The organism is Bradyrhizobium altum, from assembly GCF_020889705.1.
GTDB lineage: Bacteria > Pseudomonadota > Alphaproteobacteria > Rhizobiales > Xanthobacteraceae > Bradyrhizobium > Bradyrhizobium altum.
In genome coordinates this window covers 22550-29094 of record NZ_JACMYP010000098.1, presented here as the reverse complement: position 1 = coordinate 29094, position 6545 = coordinate 22550, and the positions used below count along the sequence as shown (strand labels likewise).

Annotated in this window: 8 protein-coding genes; 2 read left to right on the top strand and 6 right to left on the bottom strand. The window is 63.3% G+C overall.

Going from position 1 to position 6545, the window contains the following annotated elements:
* Nucleotides 1-850 (bottom strand): esterase/lipase family protein (locus H8B02_RS23075; protein WP_376711703.1); only part of this gene is annotated, 850 nt, incomplete at its 3' end.
* A gap of 150 nt (nt 851-1000) precedes the next feature.
* Between H8B02_RS23075 and H8B02_RS23070 the strand changes: the two genes are divergently transcribed.
* A complete protein-coding gene (locus tag H8B02_RS23070; RefSeq protein WP_229168408.1) occupies nt 1001-2680 on the top strand; it encodes an MFS transporter in 1680 nt (559 codons plus the stop codon).
* Nucleotides 2681-2776: 96 nt separating this feature from the next.
* Here the strand turns inward: H8B02_RS23070 and H8B02_RS23065 are convergent, their stop codons facing one another.
* Together H8B02_RS23065 and H8B02_RS23060 are read right to left on the bottom strand one after the other, a co-directional pair.
* Nucleotides 2777-2992 carry a cysteine rich repeat-containing protein gene (locus tag H8B02_RS23065; protein WP_229168407.1) on the bottom strand — a complete coding sequence of 72 codons (216 nt, stop codon included), beginning with the start codon at nt 2990-2992 and terminating at the stop codon, nt 2777-2779.
* A 162-nt stretch (nt 2993-3154) separates the two neighbouring features.
* Entirely contained in the window at nt 3155-3445 is a 291-nt protein-coding gene (locus H8B02_RS23060) for a hypothetical protein (protein WP_229168406.1), read from the bottom strand.
* A 217-nt stretch (nt 3446-3662) separates the two neighbouring features.
* On the opposite strand from H8B02_RS23060, the gene H8B02_RS23055 reads away from it, so the two are divergent.
* Nucleotides 3663-4721, top strand: coding sequence for a polysaccharide deacetylase family protein (locus H8B02_RS23055; protein WP_229168405.1), 1059 nt, complete (start codon nt 3663-3665; stop codon nt 4719-4721).
* Nucleotides 4722-4884: 163 nt separating this feature from the next.
* On the opposite strand, the gene H8B02_RS23050 is transcribed toward H8B02_RS23055, so the two are convergent.
* From H8B02_RS23050 to H8B02_RS23040, 3 genes are all read right to left on the bottom strand, one after another.
* Entirely contained in the window at nt 4885-5061 is a 177-nt protein-coding gene (locus H8B02_RS23050; RefSeq protein ID WP_229168404.1) for a hypothetical protein, read from the bottom strand.
* Nucleotides 5062-5138: 77 nt separating this feature from the next.
* A complete protein-coding gene (locus H8B02_RS23045) occupies nt 5139-5822 on the bottom strand; it encodes a hypothetical protein (protein WP_229168403.1) in 684 nt (227 codons plus the stop codon).
* 171 nt (nt 5823-5993) lie between these two features.
* Nucleotides 5994-6464 carry a hypothetical protein gene (locus H8B02_RS23040; protein WP_229168402.1) on the bottom strand — a complete coding sequence of 157 codons (471 nt, stop codon included), beginning with the start codon at nt 6462-6464 and terminating at the stop codon, nt 5994-5996.
* Between the last annotated feature and the right edge of the window lie 81 nt (nt 6465-6545).

Sequence of the window (6545 nt, the reverse complement as noted above, 5' to 3'; positions counted from 1 at the left end):
CGGGCGTGCCCGTGACGAGGCCGCTCAGCCTCACCGCCGTCTCCGGCACGATCTCGATGCGCGACGGCTCGTGCCCCGCAATGAATTTGTAGATCTCGCGAAAGGCGCGCGGATGATACGCGGTCTCGCGATGATCCACGGCGCCGAGCACCAGGTTGGTCGCGCCTTTCAGCGCCGGACCTTCGGCCGTGACGTTGGTCGGCGTGCCCGGCTTGCCGATGAAGCGGCCGTCGGCTTGCGCATATTTGTCGAGGCCATCGCTACGCAAGGTCATGAATGCGGTGCCAGCAGTCACTTCGCTGTCGCCGTCGTTCAGCCCGCGCAGGAACGGACCGCGCCCGTTGAACTCGTTGCCGAGCCCGTCGTCCGAGGCATACACACCGTGATTGGGCGTGCCGCACAGCACCGCGTGGCTGATGTCGTCGCCGCCACCATTCTTGATGGTGTTGCGGATCGCATTGCCGCCGCGCGAATTTCCGACCAGCGCGATGCGTGCGGCGCCGCTCTTCTGCTTCAGCTCCCTGACCGCCTCGGCGAGCTCGCGGCGCTGATCCTCGGTCGAGGAGCGGCCCGCCTGCTCGACCTTGTCGTCCGTGCGCGCCAAGGGATCGGTGAAATTGATCGCGGCCATGCGCTCGCGCGGCACGCCGTTGGATTCCATCCGCCAGAGCGTCGTCAGCCAGAGCGCGGCGTGATCGCCATTGCCATGCACGAACAGGATCGGCGGGATGTCGTCGGCAGGCGCCGGCTGAGCCAGGGCCGACTGAACCAGGGCCGGGACAGCAAGACGGCCGGACAGCAGGGACAGCGCGCCGGCCCCTTGCAAGATTGTTCGCCGCGACAGCGCCATCGGTCCCCTTCCTCAGGTCTTTCAGTGCTTTAGCTGTGTCCTACAGCCCGTAAGGATACCGTAAACGCTGGACAGGACACGCGTTTCGCGGGCATCAGTTGATGCAGCTGGAATCATTCAACAGCCATAGCAGGCCAACCGGAACCGGATATGACCGCACCGCCTGATCGACCCGACAGTATCACTGCACCGTTGCGGCATTCAATCTTCAGGCGAATCTGGCTCGCCAGCCTGCTCTCCAATCTCGGCATCCTGATCCAGGGCGTCGGCGCCGCCTGGGCGATGACCCAGATGACCGCGGAGGCCGACCAGGTCGCGCTGGTGCAGACCGCGCTGATGCTGCCGGTGATGCTGATCGCGATGCCGGCCGGCGCCATCGCCGACATGCATGACCGCCGCATCGTCGCCCTGGTGTCGCTGGCGATCGCACTCTCCGGCGCCACCACGCTGACGGTGCTGGCCTGGCTCAATCTGGTGACGCCGAACATCCTGCTCGCGCTCTGCTTCGTCGTCGGCAGCGGCATGGCGCTGTTCGGTCCGGCCTGGCAATCCTCGGTCAGCGAGCAGGTGCCGTCGGAGACGCTGCCCGCCGCGGTCGCACTGAACGGCATCAGCTACAACATCGCGCGCAGCTTCGGCCCGGCGATCGGCGGCATCGTGGTCGCCTCCGCAGGCGCCGTGGCGGCATTCGCCGCCAACGCCGTGTTGTATCTGCCGCTGCTCGCCGTGCTGTTCCTGTGGAATCGCGTCAGCGAGCCGTCGCGGCTGCCGCGCGAGCGGCTGAACCGCGCCATCGTCTCCGGCGTGCGCTACATCACCAATTCGCCGTCGATCAGGATCGTGCTGACCCGCACCATGGTGACCGGCATCATCGGCGGATCGGTCTCGGCGCTGATGCCGCTGGTGGCGCGCGACCTGCTGCATGGCGGCGCGCAGACCTACGGCATCATGCTCGGCGCCTTCGGCATGGGCGCGGTGATCGGCGCGCTCAACATCAGCGAGATCCGCAGCCGGCTCAGCGGCGAAGCCGCGGTGCGCACCTGCGCGCTGCTGATGGGCGTCGCGATCGCCATCGTCGCCGTGAGCAAGCAGCCGGTGCTCACCGCCGCCGCGCTGGTGGTTGCCGGCGCGGTGTGGATGCTTGCGATCGCGCTGTTCAATATCGGCGTGCAGCTCTCGGCGCCGCGCTGGGTCGCAGGCCGTTCGCTTGCCGCCTTTCAGGCCTCGATCGCCGGCGGCATCGCAATCGGAAGCTGGTGCTGGGGCCGCATCACGGACCTCGGCGGCGTCGAGATGGCGCTGTTGATCTCCGCCGGGCTGATGCTGCTGTCGCCGGTGCTCGGCATCTGGCTCAGGATGCCGCCGGTCGGCGCGCGCAACGAGGACGCCACCGACACACTGGCCGATCCCGAGGTGCGGCTGCAACTGACCGGGCGCAGCGGGCCCTTGGTGGTCGAGATCGAATACCGGGTGGCGCAGGACAAGGCGCGTGCCTTCCACAATGTGATGCAGGACGTGCAGCTGAGCCGCCAGCGCAACGGCGCCTATGGCTGGTCGATCGCGCGCGACATCGCCGATCCCGAATTGTGGACTGAGCGGTATCATTGCCCGACCTGGCTGGATTTCCTGCGCCAGCGCAACCGCGCCACCCAGATCGAGCGCGAACTGCATCAGAAGGCGGCCGACTTCCACATCGGCGCCGAGCCGATCCGCGTGCGCCGGATGCTGGAGCGTCCGTTCGGTTCGGTGCGCTGGAAGGACGAGACCCCGGACCGCGCCGCCAAGGAAGTGATCCCGGTGGTCGCGACCGCGGCGGGCAGCAGCACGTAGTCTCAGTCGTCATTCCGGGGCATGCGAAGCATGAGCCCGGAATCTCGAGGTTCCGGGTCTGCGCTTGCGCGCATCCCGGAACGACGGTGATTGAAGCTACTGCCCGTTATCGATGAGCGTCTGCTGGCAGGCCTTGCTGAGGCGGCTGCGATGCTCCTTCAGGCAGGCCAGCACGACCTGATCGCCCTCGCTGAGATGGGCGCGGCAGAACCGCGAGGCGTCGCGCGAGCAGGCATCACGCCCCTGCTGCTGTGCCGAGCCGGCCGACGTCAACAGAACCAGTGGAACGACGGCGACCAGAAATCGTGTCATCTTCAATGCCTCTAAGGAATGCAACGCCGGTTCTATAGCGTTTCAGGGCCGCGAAGAAGCTTGAAACCGGGGGCGATCGGCAGGTTCCGCCCCGGGATGACCATCCGGAGACGGCCTGCGTCTCGTCGCCGCAGGTTTGCCCCGTCAGATGCCGCGCAAAAATCACTCCGCGGCGGCCCTGCGCTGGGCGGCGAGATCGCGATCCAGCACCACCCGGCAGCCGCTGCTCAGCTGGGAGCGATTCCTGACCATGCAGGCGGTGATCCTGGGGATGTTCGGGATCTCCGCGCTGCACAGGCGGAACGCGTCACCCGAGCACATCTGCTGCGCTTCGGCGCTGAACGCAAAGCTCGCGGTCGACGACAGCACGGAAACGGTGGCCGCAAAGGCCAGCGCGACGCCGACGCTGCGAACTGCACGCCCTAGAACCTGACTTTCGAAGACGGTGGTCATGATCGGCTCCCATCGGCGCCGCAAATGGCGGGGCCCGTTGTTCGATCGTCCGATCCTGAACGGCAGCGCGTCTGAAGACTGTGACGATCATCACGCACGGGTAAGGCCCGCTTTTTGTTGTCCTTCCGGCGCCTTGTTGGGATCGCGTTAAGACCTTGTTGGCATTAATCGCTCGTTGCGGCTGTGGCGTATCCCGAGTTCCAAGAGAGTGTTAGCGATGCGTAGTGCGTTGGGCCTGATGCTGGCCAGTGTTGTAGCGGCGATCGTGATCGCCTGCGTGTGGTTCTGGACCTCCTCCCCGCGTGCCGACGCGGCTCCTCCGCAGACAACTGCCGCAGCCAAGGCCGATCCGCTCCCTGCGGCAGCGGCAAAGCAGGCTGCCAAGGACGATGTCGAGACGACCGCCGCGCTGTCGAAGCGCGCCGATGCCACCCAGGCGGCAGCCCCGGCCGCAGCCCCCGCACCGGCGGCGCCCGCCCCGGTCGCGGCCATGCCCAAATGCGCCAATCCCGATGCGCTCGGCATCAGCCGCACCGTCGTGGTCGACACCACTGGCGGCCCGGGCTTCGGCTTCCTGCAGTACAAGCAGTATGACTTCCTGACCGACCATGAGGTCGTGCTGACCTTCGACGACGGCCCGTGGCCGACCACGCCCGCCGTGCTCAAGGCGCTGGCGGACGAGTGCACCAGGGCGGTGTTCTTCCCGATCGGCCTGCACACCACCTATCACCCTGATATCCTCCGCCAGGTCGCCGCCGCCGGCCACACCATCGGCGCCCACACCTGGTCACACGCACACCTGGCCGGCAAGAAGATCACCGAGCAGCAGGCCAAGGACGAGATCGAGAAGGGCTTTAGCGCGGTGAAGCTGGCGCTGGGTGCGAACCCCGCTCCGTTCTTCCGCTTCCCGGCGCTGGCGCACACCCCGGCGACGACGGCCTATCTCGGCACCCGCAACATCGCGATGTTCTCGGTCGACGTCGACTCCAACGACTTCAAGTCCAAGAGCTCGGACGAAGTGATCAACAACGTGATGACCAAGCTCGACAAGGAGCACAAGGGCATCATCCTGATGCACGATTTGCAGAAGCACACCGCGCAGGCACTGCCCACGCTGCTGCGCAAGCTGAAGGCGGGCGGCTACAAGGTGGTCTGGATGAAGGCCAAGACCCAGATCGAGACGCTGCCCGAATACGACGCGATGATGGCGAAGACCGAGAAGCCGATCGCAACGGGCCGGCCGATCGGCAATGTCGTGCAGACGGTCGCCGAGTAACACAGCCAACGCATTCGACACGCTCAACGCAAAGCGCGCCCCCGGATCCGATCCGGGGGCGCTTTCGTTTTCTGATCGCAGCGACCTTCATCCCGCCCTGCGGCTGCGGCTCTCACCAAAATATCGAAAATAACCCCATGCAAAGTAGCCGGCAGGTGCCGGGCTACCAGTAAATCCCGCGGCGATGCAGCTCGTCGATGATGCGGCCCTCGGTCCAGCGCCGCGCGTGGCGGCGATGGCTCGACCGGTGCGCGGTCGCGGGCCGGTCTGACGTCGGCCTTGCATCCGGCGCCGCAGGGATCGCACCATCGCGCGACGTCTCGCGGACGGTGACAAGCACGTGTTCAAGGGCCTCAAGCCAGGCGGTGACGCCGGTAGGGTCAACGGAGAAATAAGAGCCCGAGCCAACCAATCAAATCATTGGACAGCAGAATCGTCAGCCTGATCTTCGTCATTGGATCCGCACGTGGATTCGATCTCTTCGTCCAGAAACATCGCGATTCCTTCTTTGTCCAAGAGACCCACGCCCGTGCCCTTGGACCTCTCCCGCTCTATCTGATCAGTCATGTCGAATACAACTTCGACAAACTCCCAAAGGCACGGCTCGTCATTTTGTTTTGCCCTAACGTAGTCGCGCGCTGCGGACCAATATCCCCTTATCCAATGATGAAATGCATGGTGCGCTGCTTCCGCCGTTATTTGGTCTCCTTGGAGGTAAAACCCAACTTGATCAAAGAAATCTAGAAGATCATCTATATCGGTAGACTCGCAGTTCGCGACCTGGGCTGCATTGGTCTTTAGGTAGTCCGATGCATGGCACCTTACAGACCGCATTGTGTCCTCATGAAAGTAATCTACAAACTTCAGCACCCAAGTCGGGTCGTATGTCCGCTTCCGATACTCCGCGCGCATTTGAAATAACAAGAGCAGGATCGCAAGGACCAACACTCCCCATACGAGTGCATTACCTAGACCCAATCCCGCTTTAACATTCGTGGCTGCAAAACCTGCGATGACCAAGCCGCTGGCTAGGAGAACCGGTGATCCCGACGCGATTGCGCGCCGAGCACGATGCCAGAACACTGAATTGGGAAATGCCATGGACGCCCCTCTCAAATCTCTCCAACAACCGTGTAAGTTGATCCAGCGCTATCGCTTGTGCCTAGCGAAGTCGACCATACGCCTTGCCATCGCCTCGCACTGCTGATCTCGATTTAGTTCAAAGGGCGGACCCGAGCCGAGCGGGAGCTACCATTTCCGAAATCGCGTCGGCTAGACGAACAATAAGAATCCGACGAGGGCTACACCGCCGCCGAGGCAAAGGCAAAGTAGAGAGATGGCCGTAGCTGGGCCCACCGGTCGGCTATCTTCCGCCGCACCGCTTATGCGAGAGTCATTTAGGTTTAGCTCTTCATCGGCGCGGTAATCCAAGAGAATAACATCGATCGTTCGCTCCCAATGATAGTTGCGCCAATAAGCGTATGCAAAATGCGCTAGTCCGATAGCAAAGATCAGAAAGCATAGTTTTGCGATCAATCTCGCGAAGACAACTTTGGGCGCGGCAGTGGACGTTAAGAAAAGCGCAGTCGAGGTTAGTAATGCCGCGTTGGCCCCGCCGAGTAACTTAAGAGCGTCGACTTGACGAGCGGAATACTGCCTAAATTCGGTAGACTTACCCTCGAAAGCCTTAAGATGTTTTTTTGCTAAAATGACTTGCGATTCAAGCGAGTGTTTCCACAGCATCACAGCGCTCCTGAGGTGGCAAATCCGATGCGGACCCCGGCCTTTTACCGATAAATGAATGCGATCGTCGAAATCATTCAT

What these genes read in the sequence shown, in the direction of transcription:
- H8B02_RS23070 (WP_229168408.1), top strand. Translation starts at nt 1,001, where the DNA reads ATGACCGCACCGCCTGATCGACCCGACAGTATCACTGCACCGTTGCGG.
- H8B02_RS23065 (WP_229168407.1), bottom strand. Translation starts at nt 2,992, where the DNA reads ATGACACGATTTCTGGTCGCCGTCGTTCCACTGGTTCTGTTGACGTCG.
- H8B02_RS23060 (WP_229168406.1), bottom strand. Translation starts at nt 3,445, where the DNA reads ATGACCACCGTCTTCGAAAGTCAGGTTCTAGGGCGTGCAGTTCGCAGC.
- H8B02_RS23055 (WP_229168405.1), top strand. Translation starts at nt 3,663, where the DNA reads ATGCGTAGTGCGTTGGGCCTGATGCTGGCCAGTGTTGTAGCGGCGATC.
- H8B02_RS23045 (WP_229168403.1), bottom strand. Translation starts at nt 5,822, where the DNA reads ATGGCATTTCCCAATTCAGTGTTCTGGCATCGTGCTCGGCGCGCAATC.
- H8B02_RS23040 (WP_229168402.1), bottom strand. Translation starts at nt 6,464, where the DNA reads ATGCTGTGGAAACACTCGCTTGAATCGCAAGTCATTTTAGCAAAAAAA.